The sequence below is a fragment of the Dyadobacter psychrophilus genome, assembly GCF_900167945.1.
In the GTDB taxonomy this organism is placed as follows: Bacteria; Bacteroidota; Bacteroidia; order Cytophagales; family Spirosomataceae; genus Dyadobacter; species Dyadobacter psychrophilus.
Window position 1 is genome coordinate 205,286 of record NZ_FUZA01000008.1, and the last position, 25,757, is coordinate 231,042.

Here is a 25,757-nt window from a genome sequence, read left to right on the forward strand (position 1 = left end):
ATACACTAAAATGCAACACCTTGCCGCTTTCGCGAGGAGAGGACGCTATTGTCTTCTTCCAACCCTCCTTTTTGCCTTTTCAATAACATTTGGACAGGATTATGAGCGATTACGACAGCAAAAGCTTAACAGTCTTGACCTGTCCGGTATGGATCAGAAACTGTTTCTGAATTGCGGTGTAACCACTAAGCATGAAATCAATCATTTCAAAAATTTGAGTAAAAGTGACAATTCAAATGCCGAACCCTTGTCAGCGGAAGAATGGCTTAATTTATATGACAGGCTCATCGACACGGATCTCAGACCTGCAAATAGCCGATTAGTAGAATTGACAAGATTAGTGGAAACAAACATTGACAAAGTTACTCGAAGCAATGTGGTGCCGATTGGGATCATTAACCTGGAAGGAATTTACCTTTCGGAAGAAGAGCTTGTCAAAAATGAAGCGAGTAAGAAGGCAGGGCGTGCCATTGACTTTACGAAATATGAAACGGTCCGTATTGTTTCTGCTGCGGTTTTACAAGAAGATCTCTACCAGGCCAAAGTGTCCTTTTTCCTAAATAAGCAGCTCAATATTCATAACCACGCTGCAAAAGTCACAACATTCGAAATCGATTTTAACGATGGCAAGGGCTTCACGTCATTCCCTATTATGGATCAACTGATTTTGCATGAATTTGAATCTCTTGGTGAACATCGGATCAACATTCGCTTTCAGGCTGGCAATAACACATATCATTTTGAGACAAAGGTGAATGTAAAACAAATGGTTCGCTATCCTTACGAAGAGTTCGATATCACCGCAAAACGATTTTCAACACAATCTTCCGAGGCAGATTCGACTGCCAGAACTGCATTTGTTGGAGGCACCATTCGGATCATCAAGGGTTGTGATGAAATCCTGGACAAGCCCATTCTTGTAGCGGAAGGGTTCGATATGGGTCAGGATGTGAATCTGGATGTATTGGAAGCTCGTTATCGCACTTCGCTCAACCAATTTCTGCTGGAAGGATATGACCTGGTGCTTTTGGATTACAATGATGGACGGGCCGCCATTCAGGATAATGCGCAGGTGCTTAAGGCCGCTCTTGAACTTATTAACAATCAAAAGAGTGGGAACATTGAGTCTATTGTTATCGGCGAAAGTATGAGCGGACTTGTGGCAAGATGGGCGCTGAAAGAAATGGAGAACGCGGGACAGGCGCACCTTGTTCGATTATTGATCTGCTACGATACGCCACATCAAGGTGCAAATGTGCCTGTTGGGCTCATACAATTAATGTATGACGCACATCCCACTTTGCTTACAAATGTTATTTTGAAGTTTTTTGCCAAAGGGTGGCGCAGTTATTATTCAGCGCTGGGAACCCCTGCAGCGAAACAGCTACTCCTTCACTACGCAGGCCATCCAAATGTCGGAGCAAAGCATCCTGATTTCGATAATTTCCGTACGCAACTAGTCAATCTTGGTAATGGCGGCTATCCTGCGAATTGCCGTAACATTGCGGTGGTACATGGCAGCATGAACGCGGGTGACAGAACATTATTTGATGATTACAATTATGGAAGCCGATTATTGCTTAGCTGGACTCCATTTGGCCTACAGAATTCGAACATAGATCTGTACACAAATGATTTGAGCCAAAACAAAAGTGTTTTGAAATTCGGTACTTGGGGAATATTCTCAAAAAAACTGGGAGTCAACCGAAAGTATAATAGTCCTCTAAATGATGATTTTCTTCCTGGTGGGCGAACTCAAATGTCTGTTCCTAACAAGCTCTTTAACAAGACAAGTGAGTTTGAATTTTGCTTTGTACCCACTTTTAGTTCGACAGATTACCAAGGGCCAAGGTCAACGCAAGTACAACGCGAAATGCTAAATATTAATCCCAACATTGCTCAAACGCCATTTGAGGCTATCTATGGAGAAAACATCAACACAACCCATATTGCTCTCGACTTCGGTCCTTGGGTACCAATGGGCTTCGCCGAAGGCCTGCTAACCGGCAACCCCGCCTGCCCTGCGCTACCCGTGCCGCCAATTCCAACAATTGTGCCATTCAATACTTGCTATCCATTCAGCCAAAAACGCACCACGGAGGACAATACAGCGAACATAAATGTGTCACTAAAAAACGCTTCTAATGGTCAATACGTGCATAACTGGACTGTTTTACCATCGAATCAATACTTCACAACAACAAACGAAGACAAAATTACTTTCCAGGCCGAGCGGGTGGATCATTATGAGGTTACTTGCGTTCGAACTTACCCAAATCGCAGGGATTTGAGCTCGACGGCTACGGCGACCATCTGGGTTTATGATTGTAACAATGTGCCCGCTAAGCCGGATGAAGATCAACTGGTGTTTGCAGATGCTGGGGACGTTTGGGAAGGCGATTTCCTGCTGACAACCGCGGTAGATTCGCTGGCTGTGTTCGCGCATTATTACCCGGTTACTAAAATATTATATGCATCGCTCCAAAACGGAACATTCATCCCGAGAAGTAAGCTCAAAGTCAGCGGCATGTTTGATTAATTTGCTGCGCTTTTCGCAGAAAGTGACCCGAGTGATCCTCTTCCGGTTCATTTAGTGAAATTTGAGGCCCGTGCTGAGGGCAAGAATGTGCTATTGACTTGGTCCACTTCTAGTGAAGTAAATAGCGAAAAGTTCGTCATCGAGCGAAGTGCATCTGGCAAGGATTGGGATGCAATTGGTCAAATTAGGGCACAAAAGTTGAGTAGTGAGCAGGAAGAATATGCATTCTATGATCCCAATGTCGAGCTGAAAGTTGCCTATTATCGCTTAAAAATGGTTGATTCAGACAGCACATTTGCTTACAGCAAGATCGAAAGCTTGCAATTTGACGGTTCACAATTTGCAATATTTCCTAATCCAGTCGGGAACGACGGGTTATTGCAACTGCCCGACGGCGCTAACGTTATAAACATTGCCATTTTTGATCTTTCCGGGAAAAAAGTATTTGAAGAAGACGATGCAGCCAAACACGTCAATATTGAAAAACTTCCAGCCGGGAATTACATCGTCCGCGTCCTGTTGAACGATGGAAGTGAAACAAGTCAAATGGTCGTGAAGAAATAAGTAAGCAGATGCCGCGCCGGCAGCGGCCGACCATCGCGCGGCGAACCGTCCCCGATCCTCTGCTTGCAACCATAGCGCCCTAAAACAAAAAGAGGCGCTAAAAATTAGCGCCTCTTTTAATCGTGGGAGTTGAGGGATTCGAACCCCCGACCCTCTGCTTGTAAGGCAGATGCTCTGAACCAACTGAGCTAAACTCCCTTTTTCCCCGTCGTTTGGGAGTGCAAATATGTAGGACTAAAATCTTCTCTGCAACTTTTTTGATAAAAAAATTTAAAAAAATTGCAATTCCTTGAAGATCAAGGCACATTTTATTCAAAATTTAAATACAATGTTACGGTGTGGGTAGTCAGTTTACTGATTCCTTTTCCGGCCGAATTCTTAGACGGCTGAAAAACGTTCGTCAGCCCGTGAGAAAAACGCAGTTCAGGAGCAAACTTGAAAAACTCGAAAAATTGCTCGTAGCCGATCCCGTAATCCAATGAAACATCACTTGATTTTGTATCCAGCTGCCCGCCGCCCCGGCTTCTTTTAACATTGGTCTCCAGACCCAGCGTCAGACCTGCGATCATGTACATTCTGGAATTCACGCGTCGCAAAGACTTGTATTTCAATAATACAGGAATCTCAATCCATGTCGATTCACGTTTTTCAATCTTGTCCGTGCCGTTGGGATAGCTGTATTTGACGTTTCGATCGTAAAGGGAGACAGATGGCGTCGTGCGGATGTCGAAGTGATCGGTGAGAAACGCATTTACGATGAAACCCATGCGGAATGCCGCATTCGTCGGGGATTGGATGACAAATGCAGAGTCTTTGGATACGAAATCGTTATTGTGCTTGATATTAAACCGCGTGAAAGGCACGCCAAACAAAATACCATAGTGAATAGGCTTGTCATCATAAAATTCCAGGTGACGACGCCTGTAACCAATGCCCTGTGATTTCACTTCCTGGGCCGCCATCAGCAGCACAAGAATGCCTAATATTATTTTTGCCCTATGTAAATCGAACAAATCCCGAAGGTAAGTGTAATGCATTTGGTATTGATAAAACCTGCTTTTTTATAGATTTCAAGAAAAGCCTCTCCATCCGGAAACGCCTGAACAGACTCGGGCAGATATGTATACGCCGAACTGTCTTTGGAAACGCTTTTGCCGATCAACGGCAATATATATTTGAAATAAAAATTATAAAACTGTTTAAAAGGGAAGCTGCGCGGCTTGGAAAACTCTACCACCACACAAGTTCCGTTTGGCTTCATCACGCGGTTCATCTCGCTCAGTCCCGCCAGCAAATTCTGAAAATTGCGTACTCCAAACGAAACGATGATTGCATCGAAATAATTGCTCTCGAAAGACAAGTTTTCAGAGTCGCCGCTCTGCAATGTAATGATGTCCTGCTTGCCCAGTTTTGCTATTTTTTCGCGGCCAACGGCGAGCATTCCTTCCGAAATGTCAACGCCGATAATCTTCTCCGGCTTCAATGCAAGCGCTTCTATCGCAAAGTCACCCGTGCCTGTGGCAATATCCAGAATCACTTTCGGCGCCTGCTTTTTGAGCAGCTTAATGGCCCGTTTGCGCCAGTAAATGTCCACGCCCGCGCTCAACAGGTGGTTCAGCAAATCATATTTTGGTGAAATATTATCAAACATTTCAGCGACCTGCTCCCTTTTGCTGCCTTCTTTATCTTTGTATGGAATTACACTCATATTGCTTTATTGTTAATACAACAATTAAACAAAACTAACAGATAAATGTTGTTATTCTGATCACACGGATGATGTAATTGAAATGCCATGATGACCAAAACCGAAAACCTGCGTCTAAACGGAGAATCCACTTAGGACTAACAGTTAATCGGTTGTCAATCATGCGTCAATATTTACTTGGAACACTCCTTCTCGTCGCCGTTTCTGTCGTGAATGCACAAACGCGTCGCGTGGCATCAACGAATGGCATCAGTCAGAAAAAAGTTTATGACAGAAACGACTATCTGCCTTTTACACTGAGCATTAAGACCGGCATAACACAATTTTTTGGAGAACTGAATGAGCAGGATATGCGCGGCGTTTCGGGTGTGAGCATCGGGCGGGCTTTCAATAAGAATGTTTCCTTGCATCTGGATTATCATTCAGGAAAACTCGGTGGCCAGAAATCCGCATTTTTTAATTCGTGGTTTGTGAATGTTTATAACAGTGCGGAACTAACAGCAAAATGGAACCTGACAGAACAATTTAACCAATTTGAACCCGGTAAGGCAAGTTTCAGTATTTATGGAGGCTTAGGGATCATTCATTTCAATGCGCATGCCTATGATCTGGACAATAACCAGTTGCTTCGTTTTACAAATAGCCCATTAAGCGCACGCAACCCACATTTCCTGCGCTGGGGGCGGCCAAAAAGTTTAGCCAAAATCAAAAAAACGCGGGAGGGAATATTGCCATTAGGCACTTCTCTCGACTACAAATTGTTAAAACATTGGAAGATCGGCCTTGATTATCGCTTCTATTTTGTGAGAACGGACAAGCTCGATGCAACTTCCGGCATGCGGCTTATCAATCCCGAAGAAAGTGAGTCATACAGCGATACGCCTAATGATAAATTCAGTTTTATTGCCGTAACATTGGCCTATCGTTTCCATCTAAATCATTAGCAGAACTTTAAAACATGTTCTCAAACACTGTTAAATACAAGCTTTACCCCACATTGCTCAATCGTTTTGACCGCTTTGAAAAGGGCTATATCAGCGAAACAGAGCTCCTTAACAGCGTGAACCGCCTGCCGGTCCCGCAAACGGAAGCACAACGAAAAGGCGTTTCTTTTGAAGAGGCTGTGATCAAAGGCATCGACGAAGAGGAATTCGATCCCGAGATCATTTCCCGCGTGCGTGCCCTCCTGCCCCGGCCCATGCTCAAAACGCAGGTTTATTGTGAATATCAGTTGGAAGACGTGCTGCTTTACGGCTATGTGGATGTGCTGGGAAAAATGGTTGCTGTTGATATTAAAACCACAAGCAATTATCAGCCAGGATGTTATGCAGTAAGTCACCAAAATTTTTATCTGCCTGCATTGCGGGGCAAGGGAGTCCGGAGTTTAAAATATGTGATCACAGATTTTAAGGACGTTTACCAGGAAGAGTACGACCATTCTATGGACTTTTCCTCCCAAATGCGTCAGATCAAGTCATTTTGCGCATTTCTGGACACGCATCGGGCAGAGATAACGGATCTTAGGATTTTCGGCAATTGAATGGATTGCTATTGAAAAGGGTTTTGGGTAAATAAAAAAAGCAGGACGGTACAGGACACCTTTATGAGCCATTAATTAGAATATTGAAAGTAAAAATATCATATTTTCAACAGTGCTCATATGAGGAAGCCTACACCCGTTCCCGAGGATGAGCCGCATTTGGGCGAGCTGTGGAACCGTTTTCGGCAACATGACGAGCAGGCATTTGATGAACTTGCGGAGCGTCGTTACCGGCTTTTATTTAACTATGCTACAAAATTTACCAAAGACACGGAGCTGATCAAAGACTGCATCCAGGACCTGTTTTTGGAATTATGGTATCGCAGGACCCGCCTTACCGACACTTCCTACGTCACGGTTTACCTCATTTGCGCATTGCGGAATAATCTTTTGCGGAAATTGAAAGTGAACACTCGCCTCGACGATTCGGCGGACATTGCTGTCAGCTGCGAAGGTTTCACCGATAATCTCACGATTGAAACCATGCTGATCAGCTCCGAATCCATGTCGCAAAAAGAGCGTGAGATCCGGAATGCGATCAACCGGCTTCCTAAGCGCCAGCAGGAAGTGATTTTCCTCAAATTTTACGAAGGTTTGTCCAACGACGAGATCGCCAAAGTGATGGAAATCGAGCGACAAACCGTTTCCAACTTCATTTACAGGGCCATTGCCCAGCTCAAAAACGACCTTCCCTCCTTCTCGAATGTCATACCGCAAATTATTTTAGTATTTTTTCTAAAATTTTTATCATAAAAAGGGTATCCGTTTCCAGGACCGTACTATTTCAATGTATACAGTCCAATGAACACGGAAAATGCAGGATTACGCACGATACGATATTAAAGATTTCCTGGCCGACGAGGCGTTCTGCAGGTGGGTGTTGCATCAAAAGCCCGCCGACAATGCTTTTTGGGAAAACTGGGTCCGCAATAACCCCGATCGTGCCAGCATCGTAATCACGGCAAAAGAATTAATCTCGGAAATCCATCACGCGCAACACTATCTGAGCGAAGATGAGCTGCAACATGAATTGCAACGCTTATCTGCCGCAAGGAAATCTGCCACCGAAGAAATGGAATATGCCGAATCAGCCAATGATGGCGTCGCTCCGAACTGGCTCAGCCGCTTTTCGCTGGCATTAGGCGTCTTAACGTGCCTCGTTGTCCTGTTTTATTTTTATACAAATTCTCCCACCAACACGAGCCAATCGCAAATCAGCCAGGAATCATTAAAGGATGAGAAAAACGAAAAGTGGATTGAGGTAACTAATAATGAATCCATTACAAAATACATTGCATTGCCTGATGGCAGTTCTGTAAAACTTTCGCCCGAAAGCAAGCTGAGTTATCCGGCCGCTTTTGTGAAAAATGAGCGCGAAGTTTTGCTGAATGGCGAGGCATTTTTCGATGTTACTAAAAATCCGGAAAGTCCGTTTAAAGTCTACACCAGCGATGTAGTAACTACGGTTTTGGGCACCAGTTTTACTGTAAAAGCTTTTGATCAGGATAAAGATGTGCGCGTTGTGGTCAAAACGGGCCGAGTGACCGTTGCTGCCAATGCACCGCAAAGCAAAACGCAGGAACCGGAGAAGAATGAGCTCGTGCTGTTGCCCAACCAGCAGGTTGTATATCATCGTAATGAACAGAAAATGAAGCGTTCGCTCATTGAAAATCCTGCGCAGGTGGGCCCGGCCGACATTACAAGCCAGAACCTGGTTTTTGAAGATGCTCCGGTTGCAAAGGTTTTTGAATCACTCCAAAAACGATACGAAGTCCAGATCATTTACGATGCCGATTTAATGGCTGGCTGTCAGCTAACCGCAGAGCTAGGCCAGGAGCCATTATTTGAAAAACTCGGTATGATATGCAAAGCCATTCAAGCACGCTATGAGGTGATCGACGGACAGATTGTGATACACGGAAGTTCGTGTAAATGACATTGAAATACATTCCTAACCCTTAAAATAAACATTCATGCGCCAATCCAGCCATCCGCCCTGATGTAAAAATAAACAAGCCGAAGATGCTGTAACATCCCCGGCCTGTCTTTTCCCCCTTCTTAATTCCCATTAATAATCCGGTTCGCTAAAACCGGAACAGGGGAGTTTTGTATCTCATTTTTCCAAAAAAGCATACATACAAATCTATGAAAATTAGTACGAAACCGATCAGGATTTTATTCAAAATCATGCGCATGTCAATCTATCAGCTGATCCTGTCAGTCCTCTGCACAACATTGGTTGCTGCCAATGACAGCCGGGCCCAGGAGTTACTGAACCGTCGGATTTCACTGGATCTGGATGATCAGAAAATAAGCGTTGCGTTGCGGCAAATCAGCCGTCAGGCGTCCGTGCGGTTCATGTACAGTCCGCAGGTGATCCCAGTTGAGAATAAAGTGACCTTACACATTCGTAATGAGCCGCTGAATATGGTTCTCGAGTCGCTTTTCAAGCCGCTGAACATTGGTTACGAAGTCTCTGGCAATCAGCTGGTGCTCAGCATTATGTCTGATATGAAACCATTAAATCCCCAGCCAGTCGAAGAGCAAAAACCGGTGGACAGGAACATTAGAGGTTCAGTAAAAGATGAAAAAGGCGCACCATTGCCCGGCGTAAGCATTGTGGTAAAGGGAACGCAACGCGGTTCGCTAAGCGATACGGAGGGAAATTTCGACGTAAGCATTCCCGACGGCGAGCATACGATCATTTTCTCTTTTGTGGGTTACCTGAGCCAGGAAATTCCGGTGGGCAGCCAGAGCACGATGGACATTGTTATGAAAGATGATCTGAAAGCATTGCAGGAAGTGGTCGTAGTCGGTTACGGAACGCAGAAGAAGGTCAATTTGACCGGCTCGGTGGCCTCCGTGGAAGGTGAAGAACTTTTGAAAACACCGGCAACCAACATTACCAATTCGCTAGTAGGAAGGCTTCCGGGCCTGATCGCCGTGAATGGAAACGGGAAGCCAGGGGCAGGATCGTCCATCTCCATCCGCGGCGCCAGCACATTCGGCGATAACAGCGCATTGATCGTTGTGGACGGCATTATCCGGACTTTTGACCAGATCGATCCCAATGAGGTAGAAAGCATTTCGATATTAAAAGACGCCTCCGCGACAGCCGTTTATGGTTCAAGAGCGGCCAATGGTGTTATTTTGGTTACTACAAAACGCGGTGCAACGGGCAAGCCAACATTCAATTACAATGGTTTCGCAGGCTTTCAGCAGCCGACGCAATACCCAAAAGTGCTGAGCGCCTATGAATATGCAATTACCAAAAATAAGGCCGTGCAAAATCTCGGCAAACCCATTCAATATTCGGATCAGCAACTGGAAGACATTCGCAACGGCGTGCTTCCCGAATATGACTGGTATGGCAACACTTTGAAAAAACAATCATTTCAAACGCAGCAAAACCTGAGTGTGAGCGGCGGCTCCGATGCCATTCGCTATTTTCTTTCGCTCGGTTACCTGGATCAGGACGGCATGTACGACCGCATTAACTTCCAGCGGTATTCCATCAGGACCAATGTGGATGCGAAAATCAACAAAAACCTGACCATATCAGCCGACATTGATGCCAGCGCCAGAAACACGAACCAAAGTGCCTACGCCCCGGAATCCATTTTCGACGACATTGTAGCCGCCTACCCGCTTGATAAAGCCTATAATCCCGACGGGACGATTTTTTACACCCGCGAGCAACATCCCGTTGAAGAGATAAAAACCGGCTATAACCGCATGCGGAACAACATTCTGCAAGCCACATTGACGGTAAAACATGAATTGCCGTTTATCAAAGGTTTGTCCGTTTTGGGACGCGCTTCTTTCGGCCGGGAATACGCCAATAACAAGCATTATAATGTGCCTATTTTCATGAACCGCCAGGATGCCGACGGCAATACGCTGGAAATATATCCCTATGGCGGCTGGAATGGCAAAACAGCATTAACGCAGTCATTCAGCGAATACAATACAACCACATTGAACGCCTCGCTGAACTACTCACGCAGCTTTGGCCCGCACGAATTTGGCGGCCTGCTCCTGTTTGAGCAGCTCGATGCGAAAGGCAATAATTTCTACGGTTTTCGGACCAATTTTCCAGCGCAGGGACTGGATGAATTTTTCTATGGTGGTGAAAGTCAGAAAGATGCCAATGGCGGTTCCTTCACAGACGGTCGCCGCGGCGCTATTGCGCGGGTGAATTACAGTTTTCAGCAGCGTTACTTGTTTGAGGCATCATTCAGAAGGGACGGTTCTGTGGCTTTTCCGGCTTCCAAAAAATACGGTTTTTTCCCCGCGGTGTCGGCAGGCTGGCGGATTATTGAAGAACCATTTCTCAAAAACAGCGCGGCCCTTTCCTTCCTTGATAATCTGAAACTCCGTGCTTCTTATGGTGTCGTTGGTAACGACCGTAATGTGTACACGGGCTATCTTTTGAGAAACCCCACATTCCAGTATTCGCAGGTTTACAATCCGTCGGGAACCATTGTGTCGGGCACAGAAGGCCTTTCTACCATTGCTCCGGGCATTTTGCCTAACCCGGACGTGACCTGGGAAACGGCTTCGGTTTCGGATGTGGGGCTGGAAGGTTCGTTATGGAAAGGAAAGTTGCAATTTGAAATAGACCTGTTTTACAAAAGAACTTCCAACATTCTGCGCACACGTATCCGCTCCATTCCGGGCACATTGGGCGCACAGTTGCCAGCAGAAAATTACGCCAAAGTGGACAACAAAGGCATCGAGTTCATGCTGAGCCACCAGAACAGTTTTCAAGCTTTGAAATATTTTGTAAAACTCAATGGCAGCTTCTCGCAAAGCAAGGTGATCACCCTCGACGAACCGGCTAACACGCCTGATTATCTGCTGCAAACAGGCCGCCCGCTGGGTTTCATTACAGGTTATAAAGCACTGGGCTTTTTCCAGACAGACGAAGAAGTGGCTACCTATTTACCCCAGTTTAACGGAGGCCAAAAAGCAGGTGATGTGAAATATGCAGATATTAACGGCGATGGAAAAGTAGACGCTAATGACCTGACTATCATTTCCATGGACAACAATGTCCCGAAAGTGATCGGCGGATTATCATTTGGAGGTTCACTCAAAGGTTTTGATCTGAATGTGCTTTTCCAGGCTGCCGGACGGGTTCGCCAAGTGCTTTACGGCGCCGCCAGGGACTTTTTTCAAGGCGGATCACGCAACACTTATGTGGATTTGCTGGATCACTGGTCTCCCGAAAATCCAAACGCATTGTATCCAAGGCCCTGGGAAGGCCCTCACCCAAATAACTCGCTGACTTCCAGCCTTTATCTGCGCAACGCGAGTTATATCCGGTTAAGGTCGATCGACTTTGGTTACACATTGCCTTCCGAGCTGATCAAGAAGATCGGCGTGCGTAATGTGCGGGTTTACTTTTCGGGAGCCAATCTTTTTGTGTGGTCAAAGATGAAAATGTTCGATCCTGAAATCGAGAACACCACGGGCACTTACTATCCGCAGCAGCGCACGCTGAACCTCGGCCTGAACCTTACTTTTTAATCAGTTACTGTTTACTGTCATGACAAAAATATTTGCCAAAACACTGCTGGTTGTAATGATCCTTATGACCACCGCCTGCAACGAAGAATTCCTCGAACGCCAGGCCACAGACTCTATTCCCGAGGAAAATATCTTCGCGGATCCTGCGCTGATCCAGCTTTTTGTAAACAATATGTACCTGGATGTGCCTTCGTTTGAACGCAATCTGTACGACAACATTACCGACGAATCGCGCTGCTATTGGGGCGGCGGGCCGAGGAATGTGGTTCAGGGTCAATGGTTTCCCGACAATAACCCTATGGAATACTGGGCTTACGGGCCTGTGCGGAAAACGAATATGTTTTTGGATAAAATTGATGAAGCCGACATTGAGGAAGATCAAAAAACAAATTTCAAAGGACAGGTAAAATTCCTGCGGGCGATGCTCTATTTCAATATGATCAAACGTTACGGCGGCGTGCCCATCATTACTGAGCCACAAGGACTTGACGACGATCTTTTCGTTGCCCGGCAATCCACCGATGAAAGCTTTGATTTTGTGATCAAAGATCTGGAAGAGGCCATTACATTGCTGCCGGAAACGCACGGAAGCCGCGCCGTGGATGTAGGAAAAGCCAATAAGCATTCTGCAAAAGCCTTTTTGGGCCGCGTGCTGACCTATTGGGCAAGCACACTATACAATCCTGCGGGCGACGTGGCACGCTGGCAAAAAGCTGCACTGGTAAATAAAGAAGTGATGGATGCCGGTAATTATAAGCTGCACCCCAACTTCCGCAACATCATGCTCGACAAAAACAATGAGGAAGAAATTTTCAGTGTGCAGTTTCAGAAACCATTCCGCGAGCACGGCTGGGATTCGTGGGGCCAGCCCGATTCGCAGTCCAAACAGGATGCTGTGAACCGCAGTCCCGTGCAGGAATTTGTGGATGCATTTGAAATGAAAAACGGGAAAGCTATTAATGAAACGGGCTCAGGATACAACCCGGCCGATCCTTACAAAAATCGCGACCCAAGATTCGACGCGACGGTGCTTCACAATGGTGCAACGTTTTTTGGTTCAACCATTTACATGTACGAAGGCGCGCCCATCGACGGCATAAACCTTCCCTATGCGACTATTACGGGCTATCTGATCAGAAAAGGCATGAACGAGAGCAACAAAGATTACTACGGAGCAGCAGGCAGCGACCAGAACTGGATCGAGCTGCGTTACGCCGAGGTGCTTTTGAATTATGCCGAGGCCAAAAACGAAGCATTAACCGCGCCTGATGCGTCAGTATATGCCGCCATTGAAGCCGTTCGCCAGCGTGCAGGATTGGTTCCTTACCAGCTTCCGGCAGGACTTTCCAAAGTGCAAATGCGTGAAAAAATCCGCCACGAGCGCTTTATTGAGTTGGCTTTTGAAGGCAAGCGCTACTGGGACTTGAGACGCTGGAAAATTGCCGCGCAAGTGCTGAATGGTAAGCAGTTCAATGCAATGTACATTACCAAAAACGCGAACGGCACCTACACTTACAAAGCAAAACCGGTAGACGGTGTGCCTTATGTTTTCCAGGAAAAAATGTATTTCATGCCCATTCCGCAGCGCGAGATCGAGAAAAATCCTAACCTGAAACAAAACACCGGCTGGTAACAACCTGCCATTTACCGACTTAGCTCATTTCCTATGAAGTCCAAATTTCAGCATATCCTTCTGGCCATCTTTTTTTTGTCAGTCATATTGGTAAAACCGGCTGATGCGCAAGCGCCTAATCCCGGTTTTGCACCCAAAAATGGCGACCATATCATCCTGCTCGGCAACACATTTGCGGACCGGATGCGTCATTATGGCTATTTCGAAACCTTACTTCAAAAAAACTTCCCCGGTAAGCAGCTAACCATGCGCAACATGGGATGGAGCGCGGATGAAGTGGGTTTACAGCCCCGACCGCTCAATTTTCCAGGTTTTGGAGAAAAAACAAAAAGACTGACCGAAGGCCAGAAGGAAGTGAAATTTCAAGGTTTTACGCACGAAGGCGAGCGCATCATTATGCCCGTTGCGCTCAATTTCGAAGGTTTGAACCAGGACCTTTACGATCAGAAAGCGGACATGATCTTCCTGTGTTTTGGCATGAATGAAGCATTTAAAGGTCCTGCCGGCCTGCCGCAATTTGAAAAAGACCTCAACACTTTTATTCAAAATCTGCAAAAGAATCAATACAATGGTCGTTCAGCGCCTTCACTGGTGCTCGTTTCCCCGATTGCGCATGAAGAGTTAGGTGTCAATTTTCCAAATCCGGCAGAGCACAACAAAAATCTGGATCTGTATTCCAAAGCCATGCAGAAAGCGGCGGCTGCAAAAGCGATTTATTTCATCGATCTTTTTACGCCTTCACTGGCTAAGATGAAACAAAAAGGCCAGGAAAAATTAACGATCAACGGCATTCACCTCACCGGCAATGGTTATAAACTGGCTGCAGAATGGATGGGCCAATCCCTGGGTTTTGGAAAAATGCCCGATCTGAACACCGAAAACAGCAAAAAACTTTTCGCGGTGATCAAGATGAAGGACGATCATTTTTTCTACCGCTGGCGGGCTGTGAATGGCGAGTACATTTATGGCCGCAGAAGAGAGCCGTTTGGCGTGATCGCATTTCCCCCGGAGCTAAGAAAAATTAATCAAATGACGGCGTCGCTGGATTCCGTGATCTGGGAAATGGGCAAAAGCAATGGCGCGGAAGCTTATCAAAAAGCCGTTGAAATTGTGGACAGGCGTGGAAAACCGGTTGATCCCATGTTAATGCCCGACATTCCGATGACAGGACGGCAAGGCGAAGCCGCGAAAGCAGCCGCGCATGCACATCACGAGAAAATGTGGCCCGCCACAACCGACAAATTCAAGCTGCCGGAAGGCTACGAGATCAACCTTTTTGCCTCAGAAAAAGACTTTCCGATTGAAAAACCGGTGGCCATGAACTTCGATGCACGCGGCAGGCTTTGGGTTGCGACCATGCCAACCTATCCGCAATATTTCCCCGGCATTCCGGTTCATGATAAAATTGTGATCCTGGAAGACACAGATGCCGATGGAAAGGCCGATAAGCACACCGTTTTTGCTGACGACTTGTATCTGCCATTGGGTTTTGAATTCGGCGATGGCGGCGTTTATGTATCCCAGGAGCCGGATATCGTGTTTATGAAGGACACTAATGGCGACGACAAAGCCGATCATCGCGAAGTGGTGCTAACTGGTTTTGGCTCCGAAGACAGCCATCATGCCACGCACGCATTCACATTCGGGCAGGACGGCGCATTGTATTTCAATGAAGGCACATTCCTGAATTCACAGGTGGAAACGCCTTATGGGCCCATCCGCTCCTATGCGGGCGCAACGTATCGTTACGAGCCAAGAACCGCAAAACTCACGCATTACATTTCCTATCCTTATTACAATCCCTGGGGCAGTATTTTTGATAAATGGGGAATGCATTTGATCGGGGACGCGTCCGATGGTTCCAATTATTTTGCCCCGCCCATGACCGGCAATGTCACTTATCCCGACAAGCATCCACGCATTGAAATGTTCACGGAAACGCGTGTAAGGCCAACGGCGGGCATCGAAATTGTTTCCAGCAGACAGTTTCCGGATGAGGTTCAAGGTGATTTTTTGGTCAATAACAACATTGGTTTTCAGGGCACCAAGCAACACCGGATCATTCCGCGCGGCTCGGGAATTGGCAGTAAAGAAGTCGAGGCCATCCTACAATCTCAGGATCCAAATTTTCGTCCTATCGACATTGAATTTGGCCCGGATGGTGGTTTATACATTGTGGATTGGTACAATCCGCTGATCTCACACGGAGAAAATCCACCGCGCGATCCCGCACGTGATAAATCGCACGGAAGGGTTTGGCGGATCACTTACAAAGGCAAACCGGCGCTGAAAGTAACCGACGTTTCAAAACAGAGCATTCCAGAATTACTTAATAATCTGAAAGTGCATGAAGACCGTTTCCGCTATCGTTCGCGGGCACAGATCCGCGAAAAGAAAGCAGCGGAAGTCCTGCCGGAACTGAAAAAATGGGTGACTGCACTGGACAAAAACGATCCGCAATACGAGCATAACCTGCTCGAAGGATTGTGGCTTTATCAGGATTTTAATGTGGTTGAACCTAACATTTTAAAAACATTACTCAATGCAAAAGAGCCGCAGGCACGCGCCGCAGCCACAAAATTGCTTCTTTACTGGCACGACCGCATTCCCGGCTCGCTCGAACTGATGCGCGCCCGAGTGAATGACGAATCGGCGCGGGTGAGGATTGAGGCGGTTGTTGCATTGAGCTTTTTCAATTCAGAAGATGCGGTCATTGCAGCCACGGATATTTTTAAATATCCTACCGATTATTATATGGATTATGCTGTGCATGAGACTTTTAGGTTTTTAAAACCGATTTGGCTGGCGGGGATGAAACAAGGCAAAAGTTTTGGACCAAATCAAAAACAAGCCAATCATTATCTTTTAAAACTGGCTAATGCACAGGAACTGGCCACATTACCACAAACTCCTGATGTGCTAACCGCCACGCTGACCCGGCCGGATATTAATGTTGCAAAGAAACAGGAAGCATTAGCCAGCCTGGCAAAAAACCAGAGAACGGGTAAGGTTAATGTGCTTTTGAATGCCATTCGTGAAGAAGAAAAAAGTAGGAAGGGCGCCCAGCAAATTCCTACCCAACAGGAACTTATCAAACTTTTGTTAGCTTCTGAGCCTTCGGAACTGAAACAAAATCAGGCTGAATTGACAAAACTGATTAGCGTGGATACCAGCCAGGTGATGCAGGCGACTGGTTTTGCGGCTGTCATCACTGCCGGGCAGTCGGACCAATCTTTGCAAAAAGCCATTCAGGAAAATCCAGCGGCATATTTGAGTGGAATTTCAATGTTGACTGATGCTGATTTGAAGGCTTCATTTTACAAAAAAGTAAAAGATCTTGCTCCTAATGTGCCTGCAGTTGGCTATCCGTTATTAATGAAAATGACCCTGGAAAGCGAAACTAAAACGCAGAGCACAAAAGATTTGGTAGCATCATTAAACAGCACGCCTGAGTCCATTCAAAATTCGCCAGCATTCGCCGCAGCCATTACAATTATGAAAAATATGGTGAATGGCGTGCCGGAAAAAGACAGGAAGTCTGTGCTTTCAATGCTGGAAAATATGGGAACCATTGAAATTAAACTTGTGGCCATTGAAGCGAAAATGGCTTTTGATAGAAAAGCATTAACCGTTCCCGCCGGAAGAGCAGTAACATTAGTCTTTGAAAACCCCGACCTGATGCCGCATAATGTGGTGATCGTCAAGCCCGGAACGACCGAAAAAGTGGGCGAAGCGGCAGATGCGATGGCAAGTTTGAAAGATGGTTTTGAAAAGAATTTTGTCCCATCGACGCCGGATGTGCTGTTTGCAACGCCACTGGTTAACTCGGGGAAAAGCTTTCGGCTGGAATTCAAAGCGCCTACTCAACCTGGCGAATATCCTTTTATATGCTCATTCCCAGGACATTGGCGGGTTATGCAGGGAATTTTGACCGTTACGGATTCAAAAGTGCCTTAACATGTCAATACTAGAACGGACTTTGTTCGCTGCCGGAATTCTGCTGATCAGCATCGAAAGCATTGCGCAAACCTATATAAACCTCTATCACGGAACGGTCCCGAACTCAATTTCGGGGCCGGACCAGGAAATCCAAGCAGCCAATGCATCCGTGGATTCCCTCACATCGAAAGTCTCCATTCCAGGCCTGACCATATTTTTGCCAACCAAAGAAAAAGCAACCGGGACGGCGGTTATCATCTGTCCCGGAGGCGGTTACGGCACATTACTAACCAAACGCGAAGGCAGCGATGTGGCAAGATCATTCAACAAACTAGGCATAGCCGCATTCGTCGTAAAATACAGATTACCAGATCCTAAGATCATGAAAGATCAATCCATCGGACCGATCCAGGATGCGCAGCAAGCTATAAAGATCGTCAGAGAACGCGCAAAAGAATTTGGAATCGATCCCACGAAAATAGGCATCATGGGATTTTCAGCAGGCGGCCACCTCGCTTCCACCGCCGGAACCCATTTCGAAACACGTTACCTTGATGAAGCAGGAAAAACCAGCCTTCGCCCGGATTTCATAATTTTGGTGAATCCCGTTGTCAGTTTTAATGATAGCACGGGGCATATCGGCTCGCGGGATAATTTATTGAGCAAAAATGCAGGTGCTGAAAAGATTCGTTTGTTCTCCAATGAACTGCAAGTTACCAAAGCCACACCGCCCGCATTCCTCGTCCATTCCGGCGCAGATGTGGTCGTTCCGGTTTCGAACAGCATTGAATTTTACAAAGCATTGAATAAAAATGGAATTCCAGCCGCATTGCACATTTATTCCAAAGGCGAGCATGGATTTTTGACCTATCCCGCTTTTGAAGAATGGTTCGGAAGAGTTATAGAATGGATGAAGACATTAAAATAGCCAAAAGCCCGATCAATTATAACCTGGATTCTGCTTAAACTCATCCTTGTTCGTAATTGCATCCAGCTGGACTTGCGGGATGGGACGGACATTGTGCGTTTCTTTAATGTTTGCTTTCGCATCCATATTGTATTTCTGGACGTAACTCACCAGTTTTCCCGTTCGTTTCAGGTCGTACCAGCGAAACAGTTCGCCTGCCAGTTCGCGGGCGCGTTCGTCCAGGATGAAATCAATGTTCAGATCTTTCGCAGTGATTGTCATGCTGGCTTCCTTACCTGGGATCGCGCGTTTTTTACGCAGATCGTTGATATAAGTAAGCGCTTCCGCAGGATTGGTTTTCATTAACGCTTCCGCCGCGATCAGGTACAATTCAGCGATCCGGATCACGAAGCCATCGCGCGAGCTCCATTCCTGGTTGGCGGTGAGGCGCGTGGGGTCCATTAATTTGCTCATTTGGATAAATTGGGAACGGAGCAAAAGCGATCCGTCTTCCTTATACATCGTGTTGCGGTCGAAGATTTTGTAGCGGCCCGCAGCATTTGCGATTTGTGCAGGCGTAGCAACCGTTTTCATGAAAACCATGGATGTGTCTCCAAAAGCCATTTTGGGATAGCCATTCACCGTTCCGGCCTTCAAATTGGCCATATTAGCAAGCCAAACCGTTTGAAAAGTGCCAGCATAACGCTGATCCACCTTTTCATCAAACAAATCCAATAAATGCAATGTGGGCACATAACGCTGGTAAGGACGACCATAGGCAACCGAACGCTCCATCCCGGGCTGTTTGTCGTAGACCATAATATAATGCAAATGGCTGTTATTCCCCTTTCCTGCCGCAGGATCGTAATCGCCGTTCATGGTGTCGTCGTTGGTATAATTCACGTAATAGACCACTTCCGAGTTTGCGCCGCCTTCGGAATTTTTCATGTCCCAAAGCGATTTAAAATCAGAAAACAATGCATAGCGGCCCGATGCGATCACTTCCTTAGCCAATGTTGCTGCAGTTGCGTACATTTCTGCATTGTTGGTAGAGCTGGCGCGGGTTAAGGCCATTCTTGCTTTGAAAGCTTTTGCAACGTCCTGTGTAATGCGGCCATTTGTGGATTTTGCCGGAGCCAGATTGGCAATGGCAATGTCCAGATCAGCAAAAATCACTTTGTAAAAATCTTCCACGCTCGATCTTTTGGCAGTAGTTACCGCACCGGCGGTTGGCTCCGTTTGCAGCACCACATCGCCCCAGGTTTCGGTGATCAGCCACAAGTAATGTGCCCTCAAAAACCGCACTTCGCCTTCATATTGCTTGTTCATCGCTTCCGACAAAATAGGCGCGGGAAGCAACTTTAATGCTGTGTTACAAGTATTTAGAGCTTTGTATAAATGTGCCCAGTAATCCTTCAAGTTCGTTTGCGCACCATTCAAATCGACTGTGTAATCCGAGATCTGGTTGGCTTTATTATCACCGCCGCGAAGGAAAAGGTCGGTTCCGGTTTCAGCAAATGCGGATGGAAATTCTTTGCCATACCAAAGTCTTGTTCCTGAATAAGAAGCATTTACAGCTGCTGTGATCCCCAGTTCTGTTTGGAAAAACGGGTCTTGGGTTAAGCCGCTTTTATTGGTTTCGGAAAGATAATCTTCGCAGGATGTGAGTCCGGCGAGTGAAAATGCCACGAGTAAGGCCGATATTTTGATTTTCATTGGAATGTCTGTTTTTGAATTAAAAATCAATGTTTACACCAAAGATCATCTGCTTCACAAGCGGGAAACTCAGATCTCCGCCGCGTTCCGGATCGTAATCCTTGATCTTGCTGAATGTGAAATAGTTTTGCAGCGTTCCGTAAACCCGCACCCGGCCCACACCGATCTTTTTGGTCAAAGGCGAAGGAATGTTGTAGCCCAACGAAACGTCCCTGATTTTCACAAATGACCCTTTGACATAACCTAATGTGGATTGATACAAATAGTTTGTCGTTGAGTATGAGCTGTTTGGCCTTGGAAAAGCATTGGTTGGATTTTCCGGCGTCCAGTAATCCACATTGGACGAGTTTTCAAGCGCGCTTGGCTTGTAGGCGCCCGCATTGTATTCGTAGTTGATATAATGTCCGATGCGGCCGTAGACAAACACGCTCAGGTCGAAGTTTTTGTATTCAAAATGATTGTTAACCCCGAACGAGAACTTTGGAACACTCGAAAAAGTCGTACGATCGCCCGGATCGACCACGCCGTTTCCGTTCATATCTGCTACTTTCACATCGCCTGGTTTATTTTTTCCAAAATCCAAAGCAGCTTCTTCTTCGCCTAACTGCCAGATCCCGATCTTTTTATAATCAAAAAACACTTTCGTTGGCTCGCCGACAAACCAGCTGTTGGCCTCGTTGCGCGTTACGCCATTGTTCAATGCGAGGATTTTTTCGCGGTTCAAAGTGAATGTCCAGTCAGTAGACCAGTTGAATGCTTTTCCGCTAATATTTTGGGTCGTAATGGCGAGCTCAACCCCTTTATTTTCAACTTGACCGATGTTTTCCAGGATTTCGCTGTAACCTGTATGCGTCGGCAGCAAGCTTGGCAATAACAAATCTCTCGTTCTTGATCGGTAAACATCGATCGTTCCTGAAATTCTGTTTCCCATCAAACCAAAATCTAAACCTGCATTCCATGTGCCAGTTGTTTCCCAGGTCAACGCAGGATTCGGGATTACGCTTGGCCAGTAACCATAGGCAGCGCTGGTTCCGAAAGCATACGCAGACAGTCCCAAACCGCCTTTTGTAGCATAAGGATCAATGGTAGAGTTACCCGACCTGCCCCAGCTGACGCGCAATTTCAGGTCATTAAAAACTTTGCTATCCTGCAAAAACGGCTCTTCGATCACGCGCCAGGCTCCTGAAACGGAAGGGAAATAGCCCCATTTGTTTCCTGCGGCCAAAACAGAAGATCCATCAGCCCGCAAGGATGCCTGGAAAATGTATTTGTTGCTTAACTTGTAATTAATCCTTCCAAAAAACGAAGCAATGGTAGTTTCCCGCAACCGGCTGCCGATTGCTTTGGAAATGGTGTTGGAATTCAGGTCATGAAAAGATGTGATCGGTGAAGCCTGGTTGTTACCCGATGACGTGTATTCCTCGAATTTTGTCCCCAAAGAACTCGTCCCCAAAAGCCCCTGGATCTGGTGATTACCAATGCTTTTGTTGTAATTCAATGTGTTTTCCCAAGTGTAATTGAAGTAATTATTGATCTCCACACCGGAATTGGAATTACGTCCGGCATTCGCGACCGTGTTGTAACCTTTGTAATAACCGCGGCGGAAATCCCTGAAATCCAGACCGATCGTTGATTTCAAAAAGAGCTCATTCGTAATTTTTACATCCAGATATGCTGATGAAAACAGGCGTTTGTCCACAATATTGTTCACAAAAACGCCTGGCTGCTCGTCCGCCAAAGGCGTGAATTGTGCGCTATAACCGGGTGCCGGATTAAGGATCAATGTTCCGTCATCATTGAACGCCTTCGCGATCGGAAGGATTTTGTTGGCCATATTCAGCGGATTATCGCGTTTATCCTGGTTTTTGTAAGAATAAATCGCGCTTAATCCAACCCGGAAACGATCATTGAGCTTATGGTCCACGCCGATTTTCCCGTTTAGCCTGCGATAGACATCATTAAGCAGCAGGCCTTTGTCCTTTTGATAACCAAATGAGGTCGAGAAAGTCGTTTTTTCGCTTCCGCCGGTCAGGTTGATCTCGTAATTCTGCATCAAGCCATTGTGGAAAATATAGCTTTGCCAGTCTTCAAACTGCTTATCCTTAATGTATTGCAATTCTGTAACCTGAAAAATATCCTCATCTTTCCGGTAAACGTCACCATTCGTGGTCCGGTAAGCCTCGCGTTTTTGCTGCGCATATTCCTCACCGTTCATCATGCGCGGATACAGCGCCTTCTTGTTCATCGACACGTAAGAATTGAACGAAAGTGTCGATTTGCCGGCAGAGCCTTTTTTCGTGGTAATGATGATCACACCGTTCGCCCCACGCGTTCCGTAAATCGCCGTTGACGCAACATCTTTCAGCACTTCTATCGAGGCAATGTCCGTCGGATTAATGTCGATAAAAGAGCCGTAGGGGATTCCGTCCACCAACACAAGCGGCTTATTATCAGCTCTTAACGATCTGTTTCCACGCAAAACAATGTTAATGTCCGCTCCCGGCTGCCCCGAGCTTTGGGTAATGTCGATCCCCGAAACTTTTCCTTGCAATGACCTCAGCGCATTGGTGGTCGGAATCGCCGTGATATCCTTGGCTTTCACCGACGTGATGGCCCCGGTCACATCGCTTTTTTTCATCGTTCCATAACCCACAACCACGATTTCTTCCAACGCCTTGGTATCCGCCAGCAGCTTCACGTCAATCACAGAGCGGTTATTGACCTCAATTTCCTGGCTGATATAACCCACATAAGAAAACACCAGCGTCGCGTTTCCCGCCGGAATGGTCAGTTTATACAAACCATTTGCATCCGTAGTTGCGCCTGTTGTGGTTCCTTTCAATAAAATGCTTACTCCGGGCAGCTCTTCGCCATTATCTCCCGTAACTTTTCCCGTAATATCCGCAACAGAACTCAGCCCGTTTTCTCCATTCGCAGACACGACCAAACTCGCGGTGAAATGCAGATGATTTCCAGCATAAACCTTCTGATTACCAACCGGTAAGATTCCATACACGAGCATCAACCCCAGGGCCGACGCACTTTGTAGTTTTCTAAACATACATCATAACAGTTTATATTATTCTATTTATTAATGCAAAAATCACATTCAAAAACAGCCGCATTTCCGGTCGAAACGGACGATGAAGACCGGGTTTCCAATTAGAAAGATTGAATGAATTTTGGGCTTGGGAGAATATTAATAATCTTAGAAATTATTGATTATAACTTTCTCATCCGCACCACTTGACAGCAGGAAGGTTAGCGATTAGCTAGAAATGCCAAAGGTTTTAGGCAAATATTTTTATGCAAACGATGTCGGGAACGTAGCCAAAATAGAATTGATCCGTTTTTTTGTTGGACAATTCAGTATTTTTTAATGTGTTTTTAATGCAGAAGGAAATTATGTGTCTAGGAGTAAATTGTATTTATTTTATAAAATGCTTTTGTATGAATTCACCGGCATAGGCAAATACAGCACCGCTGAGCAACGCAAGAATAACCACTATTCCGGGAGCAAGCTCATCGGACGGGGTAAATAAAAGCTTAACGCCGTGAAATCAGCGGGGATATCTGACGATTATCTTGAAAAGGGAATGGCACTGCGAAAAGCCACTACCCTGACTAATCTTACCACCTATTACCGCTAACTCAAGCAATTTGTCTTCGCTTTGTTTTTGAAGTAAATTCGATAGCCTACCCGCTAAGTCTCGTTACAGACTATTCTCCATTTCTAAAATGAAAAACAAATTGTTTTCGGCGCTATGCCTTGCTGTGGTTATTTTATTTTGCGCTGCAATTTTCCGCACCAACAGTCCAGCAAAGACGGACGCGGCCCGCCAAACAGGGAAGATTTATCTCAATGAAATGCATCGGCTTGACTCCATGCTTGTTGCGTATCCCAACTACTTTATGGATAGCAACAATGCTGCGAGACTTCGTGTGTACACTGATCTGGCTCGACAGTTCAAGCGTGTAGAGCTTTTCTTTCTTTATTTTTATCCCGAAAAAGCATATGAAACGATTTGGCAGCCGATCCAGGCAACAAAGCAACCGGTCGGGCCACCATTGCCTGACAACTTCCTGATAGCAGGACCTTTTGGCATTGACGCAGATTCGATCGTGGTCAAGTCAAGTAAAGCGAATCGCGACTTTGAAAAAATGTTCATTACCCGGGCAGCAAATAACTTCCGGACGACGCTGGCTGAAACGCAATACGAAAAGAGAATTTCGCAAATAACAGATGCCCAGATCATGGAAGCCATGAGACTGCAACTGTTCAATATCAGCAGCGTAGGGCTCGGCAACGGTGATTTTCAGCTGAATCCCGTCAATTTGCCGTGCGTTCAGGCCGAAGTAGCGGTTTGGAGTAAGATCATGAGAATATATTTGGCGCAGCTTCCCCGTTCTTCCAAAAAACTTAAAACCCAGGTGGAAGATTTGCTGGACGAAACCGAGAAATTTTTTCTTGCAAACACTGATTTTGACGCATTTGATAGAATGGAGTTGCTTACCAATTATCTTAATCCGTTGTCTAAACATTTGGCCATAGTCAGAAAAACACTGAATATCCCAACTGAAAACCGCTTTGCAGCACTCAATCCCGAAGCCAGTGGCCTTTTTGATGCAGATATTTTCAATCTATCATTCTTCATGCCCGACAGCAGCATGACGCTTTTCGAGGAACGTGCCGAATTAGGCAAAATCCTGTTTTTCGATCCGATCCTTTCCGACAACAACGAACGTTCCTGCGCGTCGTGTCATAAACCAGAAATGGCATTTACCGATGGTCTAGGAAAAAGTATGAGCTTCACGCTCGATCAATTGCCCCGGAATGCACCAACGATTATCAATTCGGTTTTTCAGCCATTTCAATTTTGGGATGCGCGTGTTAATTCCCTGGAAGATCAGGCGGATTCTGTCATTATGAATCCTAATGAGATGCACGGAACATCATTTGAGATCGTGGCTGAGCGCATTACGGCAAGTGAAGACTATATCAAGCTTTTTAATACGGCATTCCCTGAAACAATTAAACATGGAATTGCCAGGAAGCACATAAAAAGCGCTATTGCGTCGTACGAGAGGACATTAGTTGGTCTCAACTCACGGTTCGACAAATACATGAGGGGCGAGAAGGCAGCCATGAGCATTCAGGAAATTAATGGCTTTAACGTCTTTATGGGCAAAGGCCGTTGCGGAAGCTGTCATTATGCACCTCTGTTTAATGGCACTTTGCCTCCACACTTTTCCATTTCGGATCACCGGAGTCTGGGCGTGCCTGTGAAAGATACGATGAGCAAATACGAGATTGACGCGGATGTTGGCCTGCAGCATTCCAAACGGAATCCTTTGTTCAAATCTTCATTTAAAGTCCCCACGGTAAGAAATGCTGCTATTACAGCGCCATACATGCACAATGGAATTTACCAGACGCTGGATCAGGTGGTCAACTTTTATAATCATGGAGCAGGTAACAAATTCGGATTTCGGGGTCTCTTTTTGTCGATTCTTCCTGACTCTTTAAACCTGAGCGCCACAGAAAAGAAAGACCTCATTTCGTTCGTCCACGCACTTACGGACACCTCAGGGACAAGTGCAAGGCCGAGGCATTTGCCAGAAATAAAAGGCAAGCATGCGGCCCTTAACGATCGGATCATCGGTGGAAAATTTTAATAC

The 25,757-nt window shown here is 46.1% G+C and carries 15 protein-coding genes and 1 tRNA gene; 11 read left to right on the forward strand and 5 right to left on the reverse strand.

The annotated features are described in order from the left end of the window. Positions 1 to 10 precede the first annotated feature (10 nt). Entirely contained in the window at positions 11 to 2,539 is a 2,529-nt protein-coding gene (locus tag B5X68_RS29285; RefSeq protein ID WP_229208550.1) for an esterase/lipase family protein, read from the forward strand. Positions 2,540 to 2,593: 54 nt separating this feature from the next. Then, entirely contained in the window at positions 2,594 to 3,103 is a 510-nt protein-coding gene (locus B5X68_RS29290; protein WP_229208551.1) for a T9SS type A sorting domain-containing protein, read from the forward strand. Between the two features lie 123 nt (positions 3,104 to 3,226). Here B5X68_RS29290 and B5X68_RS24315 read toward each other — a convergent pair. The 3 genes from B5X68_RS24315 to ubiE all read right to left on the reverse strand — a co-directional run bounded on the left by B5X68_RS24315 (position 3,227) and on the right by ubiE (position 4,811). Continuing rightward, positions 3,227 to 3,301, reverse strand: a tRNA-Val gene (locus B5X68_RS24315). A 110-nt stretch (positions 3,302 to 3,411) separates the two neighbouring features. Further along, entirely contained in the window at positions 3,412 to 4,140 is a 729-nt protein-coding gene (gene porT, locus B5X68_RS24320) for a type IX secretion/gliding motility protein PorT/SprT (protein ID WP_310588656.1), read from the reverse strand. Further along, positions 4,089 to 4,811 carry a bifunctional demethylmenaquinone methyltransferase/2-methoxy-6-polyprenyl-1,4-benzoquinol methylase UbiE gene (gene ubiE, locus B5X68_RS24325; protein ID WP_082217363.1) on the reverse strand — a complete coding sequence of 241 codons (723 nt, stop codon included), beginning with the start codon at positions 4,809 to 4,811 and terminating at the stop codon, positions 4,089 to 4,091. The genes porT and ubiE overlap by 52 nt, the downstream gene beginning before the upstream one ends. A gap of 161 nt (positions 4,812 to 4,972) precedes the next feature. Between ubiE and B5X68_RS24330 the strand changes: the two genes are divergently transcribed. The 8 genes from B5X68_RS24330 to B5X68_RS24365 all read left to right on the forward strand — a co-directional run bounded on the left by B5X68_RS24330 (position 4,973) and on the right by B5X68_RS24365 (position 18,383). Continuing rightward, positions 4,973 to 5,755 carry an outer membrane beta-barrel protein gene (locus tag B5X68_RS24330; RefSeq protein WP_082217364.1) on the forward strand — a complete coding sequence of 261 codons (783 nt, stop codon included), beginning with the start codon at positions 4,973 to 4,975 and terminating at the stop codon, positions 5,753 to 5,755. 14 nt (positions 5,756 to 5,769) lie between these two features. After that, positions 5,770 to 6,351 carry a hypothetical protein gene (locus B5X68_RS24335; protein ID WP_082217365.1) on the forward strand — a complete coding sequence of 194 codons (582 nt, stop codon included), beginning with the start codon at positions 5,770 to 5,772 and terminating at the stop codon, positions 6,349 to 6,351. Positions 6,352 to 6,471: 120 nt separating this feature from the next. Continuing rightward, a complete protein-coding gene (locus tag B5X68_RS24340; RefSeq protein WP_082217366.1) occupies positions 6,472 to 7,104 on the forward strand; it encodes an RNA polymerase sigma factor in 633 nt (210 codons plus the stop codon). A gap of 61 nt (positions 7,105 to 7,165) precedes the next feature. Continuing rightward, positions 7,166 to 8,287 carry a FecR family protein gene (locus B5X68_RS24345; protein ID WP_082217367.1) on the forward strand — a complete coding sequence of 374 codons (1,122 nt, stop codon included), beginning with the start codon at positions 7,166 to 7,168 and terminating at the stop codon, positions 8,285 to 8,287. A gap of 209 nt (positions 8,288 to 8,496) precedes the next feature. Continuing rightward, on the forward strand, positions 8,497 to 11,883 hold the full coding sequence (locus B5X68_RS24350) for a TonB-dependent receptor (RefSeq protein WP_082217368.1): 3,387 nt from the start codon (positions 8,497 to 8,499) through the stop codon (positions 11,881 to 11,883). Positions 11,884 to 11,902: 19 nt separating this feature from the next. Beyond that, complete coding sequence (locus B5X68_RS24355) at positions 11,903 to 13,516, forward strand: RagB/SusD family nutrient uptake outer membrane protein (protein WP_082217369.1); 1,614 nt, start codon at positions 11,903 to 11,905, stop codon at positions 13,514 to 13,516. Positions 13,517 to 13,549: 33 nt separating this feature from the next. Then, on the forward strand, positions 13,550 to 17,473 hold the full coding sequence (locus B5X68_RS24360) for a PVC-type heme-binding CxxCH protein (RefSeq protein ID WP_082217370.1): 3,924 nt from the start codon (positions 13,550 to 13,552) through the stop codon (positions 17,471 to 17,473). 1 nt (position 17,474) lies between these two features. Continuing rightward, positions 17,475 to 18,383, forward strand: a complete 909-nt coding sequence (locus tag B5X68_RS24365; protein ID WP_082217371.1) for an alpha/beta hydrolase — start codon at positions 17,475 to 17,477, stop codon at positions 18,381 to 18,383. Between the two features lie 12 nt (positions 18,384 to 18,395). Here B5X68_RS24365 and B5X68_RS24370 read toward each other — a convergent pair whose 3' ends face one another. Further along, positions 18,396 to 20,078 (reverse strand): RagB/SusD family nutrient uptake outer membrane protein, encoded by a 1,683-nt coding sequence (locus B5X68_RS24370; protein WP_082217431.1) that lies wholly within the window; start codon positions 20,076 to 20,078, stop codon positions 18,396 to 18,398. A 19-nt stretch (positions 20,079 to 20,097) separates the two neighbouring features. Then, complete coding sequence (locus B5X68_RS24375) at positions 20,098 to 23,139, reverse strand: SusC/RagA family TonB-linked outer membrane protein (protein ID WP_212568037.1); 3,042 nt, start codon at positions 23,137 to 23,139, stop codon at positions 20,098 to 20,100. A 677-nt stretch (positions 23,140 to 23,816) separates the two neighbouring features. On the opposite strand from B5X68_RS24375, the gene B5X68_RS24380 reads away from it, so the two are divergent. Continuing rightward, positions 23,817 to 25,754 carry a cytochrome-c peroxidase gene (locus B5X68_RS24380; protein WP_082217372.1) on the forward strand — a complete coding sequence of 646 codons (1,938 nt, stop codon included), beginning with the start codon at positions 23,817 to 23,819 and terminating at the stop codon, positions 25,752 to 25,754. Positions 25,755 to 25,757 lie beyond the last annotated feature (3 nt).

Bases quoted from the DNA above. Each gene is read 5' to 3' on its own strand.
- B5X68_RS24375 (WP_212568037.1), bottom strand. From the start codon at position 23,139: ATGTTTAGAAAACTACAAAGTGCGTCGGCCCTGGGGTTGATGCTCGTG.
- B5X68_RS24380 (WP_082217372.1), top strand. From the start codon at position 23,817: ATGAAAAACAAATTGTTTTCGGCGCTATGCCTTGCTGTGGTTATTTTA.
- B5X68_RS24335 (WP_082217365.1), top strand. From the start codon at position 5,770: ATGTTCTCAAACACTGTTAAATACAAGCTTTACCCCACATTGCTCAAT.
- ubiE (WP_082217363.1), bottom strand. From the start codon at position 4,811: ATGAGTGTAATTCCATACAAAGATAAAGAAGGCAGCAAAAGGGAGCAG.
- porT (WP_310588656.1), bottom strand. From the start codon at position 4,140: ATGCATTACACTTACCTTCGGGATTTGTTCGATTTACATAGGGCAAAA.
- B5X68_RS24340 (WP_082217366.1), top strand. From the start codon at position 6,472: ATGAGGAAGCCTACACCCGTTCCCGAGGATGAGCCGCATTTGGGCGAG.
- B5X68_RS24355 (WP_082217369.1), top strand. From the start codon at position 11,903: ATGACAAAAATATTTGCCAAAACACTGCTGGTTGTAATGATCCTTATG.
- B5X68_RS24345 (WP_082217367.1), top strand. From the start codon at position 7,166: ATGCAGGATTACGCACGATACGATATTAAAGATTTCCTGGCCGACGAG.
- B5X68_RS24330 (WP_082217364.1), top strand. From the start codon at position 4,973: ATGCGTCAATATTTACTTGGAACACTCCTTCTCGTCGCCGTTTCTGTC.
- B5X68_RS29285 (WP_229208550.1), top strand. From the start codon at position 11: ATGCAACACCTTGCCGCTTTCGCGAGGAGAGGACGCTATTGTCTTCTT.
- B5X68_RS24370 (WP_082217431.1), bottom strand. From the start codon at position 20,078: ATGAAAATCAAAATATCGGCCTTACTCGTGGCATTTTCACTCGCCGGA.
- B5X68_RS24350 (WP_082217368.1), top strand. From the start codon at position 8,497: ATGAAAATTAGTACGAAACCGATCAGGATTTTATTCAAAATCATGCGC.
- B5X68_RS24365 (WP_082217371.1), top strand. From the start codon at position 17,475: ATGTCAATACTAGAACGGACTTTGTTCGCTGCCGGAATTCTGCTGATC.
- B5X68_RS24360 (WP_082217370.1), top strand. From the start codon at position 13,550: ATGAAGTCCAAATTTCAGCATATCCTTCTGGCCATCTTTTTTTTGTCA.